The 1,579-nt window shown below is 46.5% G+C and carries 4 protein-coding genes; 3 read left to right on the top strand and 1 reads right to left on the bottom strand.

Annotated elements, in window-relative coordinates; all coding sequences use genetic code 11:
* The coding region (locus tag AC4IFO_RS22790; protein WP_490737824.1) for a DUF4113 domain-containing protein at positions 1 to 111 on the top strand (111 nt) is incomplete at its 5' end.
* A gap of 394 nt (positions 112 to 505) precedes the next feature.
* Here the strand turns inward: AC4IFO_RS22790 and AC4IFO_RS22785 are convergent.
* A complete protein-coding gene (locus AC4IFO_RS22785) occupies positions 506 to 628 on the bottom strand; it encodes a hypothetical protein (protein ID WP_490737823.1) in 123 nt (40 codons plus the stop codon).
* 157 nt (positions 629 to 785) lie between these two features.
* Here AC4IFO_RS22785 and AC4IFO_RS22780 point away from each other — a divergent pair, with 157 nt between their 5' ends.
* Positions 786 to 1,076 (top strand): hypothetical protein, encoded by a 291-nt coding sequence (locus AC4IFO_RS22780; RefSeq protein WP_490737822.1) that lies wholly within the window; start codon positions 786 to 788, stop codon positions 1,074 to 1,076.
* 63 nt (positions 1,077 to 1,139) lie between these two features.
* Positions 1,140 to 1,579 (top strand): ParB/Srx family N-terminal domain-containing protein (locus AC4IFO_RS22775; protein ID WP_490737821.1); only part of this gene is annotated, 440 nt, incomplete at its 3' end.

The following is a 1,579-nucleotide window of genomic DNA, read 5'->3' as shown; positions in this document are numbered from 1 at the left end:
TTTGCAGGTCAGGGGATTCAATCGCAATCGGCTTTATGGAAAATGAAGCAGCAATTTTTATCGCCTCGCTGGACAACGCAATTTTCGGACATTCCTGTCGTAAAATGCTAATCAATATTTGGTGTTTTTTTGAACAGCGTTGATATTCATTCATTAATCAGGCTATTAACCTTGTTATCAACATGGTTATTTAAAGTTATCCACTGATTTTGTGGATACGCCTTTCTTTAGGTTTCGGGGCAACGGCTTCATACTGGCATTGAGCCAGGCTTAAGCCGAACGCCGGATTGACCCCATTTACACACAGTTGGCGCAGGTTCCCCGTACACTCCCGTTCTCGCGCCTGTTTGGGGCGCGCTCACTGGCTCGCCAAATGTGGAAAATGGGGACAACCGGCTTGAAAGGTCAACCGCTGCGCCTTTTACCGTTTTCAACGTGGCGCAAAGGGCAGGGGTGCAGCTCCCTGCGGGACCGCCCCTGGTTCACTGCTTAGCGATGCTAAGCGTTAATGGCGACTTGCCGTTCGCTTCTCTCGCTGCAAGTCGGGTGCTGCCATCTTCATCACCTGTGTGATTAATCTTTCATCGAGCACCTCCGCTTGGCCTAAAACATAGCCTCGTCTCGTCATACAGCAAGCGTAAAGTGCACTCCACCAAAATTCTTGCCGCTGCGCTTACCAACAATTTTGTCTCCGCCCTTGCTTCCTTCCTCATCTCGGCTATGTACGGCCTTTGCAGCGGAGGAACTCAACGAAAGAAATCATTCACACAAAGGAGGATTCAAATATGTCATCACATCAAAACCTTGCAGCTCCAGAATCTAACGAAAGAAGGGTTAAAACCCCACTGACTGACGGTCAGAAAGCGGATTTATTGCATTACATTGCGCCATTAACACGGTTATTGGATTTATTCGAGGGGGATATTTCACCTGAGTTATACGACGAAGAAATCACGCTGCACAGTGATGCATACGATTCCAACAGTATTTTTATGAAAGACGGGTATCCGATTGGCTTTAGTGACAATTTAAACAACATGTTCTATCTGCGTCCTGAACTCATTCAGGCATCTTAGGTGCTAAGGGAGTTGTTGACCCTCCCTTAGCTTAGACACAAGAAACAACTAGAGGTATTAATTATGTCTACATTAGAAACTAGCATTAACCCAAAACAACGTAAAGCGAAAAAAGGCACAAAATCCGCTCAAGCGGACGCGATTTATCAGGCGTTGGACAGTATGGAAGCACATGTATTGCCTTTATCGGCTTTAGTGCAAAGTGAACTCAATGTGCGTAAACGTCCAATCGATGAAAAAGCCCTATCCGAACTGGCTGACAGTATTCAAGCGGTCGGAGTATTACAAAACTTGGTGATTTACCCGATGGACAATGACGTCTACGGGGTTGCAGCGGGTCAACGTCGTTTACTGGCGTTGCAACAATTGGTCGCAAAAGGGCATCTTTCATCCAGTTTTCCTGTGCCTGTCAAAATTGTGCCTGAATCCGATGCGCTGATTATTTCCCTGACGGAAAATAGCCAACGTGAAGCTATGCACCCTGCCGACCAACTTCATGCTTT

This window comes from Providencia sp. UF-224, from assembly GCF_058245955.1.
This window is presented reverse-complemented; position numbering and strand designations above follow the sequence as displayed.

Excerpts from the sequence above, each read along its gene's own strand:
- AC4IFO_RS22785 (WP_490737823.1), bottom strand. The coding sequence starts at position 628 with ATGACGAGACGAGGCTATGTTTTAGGCCAAGCGGAGGTGCTCGATGAA.
- AC4IFO_RS22780 (WP_490737822.1), top strand. The coding sequence starts at position 786 with ATGTCATCACATCAAAACCTTGCAGCTCCAGAATCTAACGAAAGAAGG.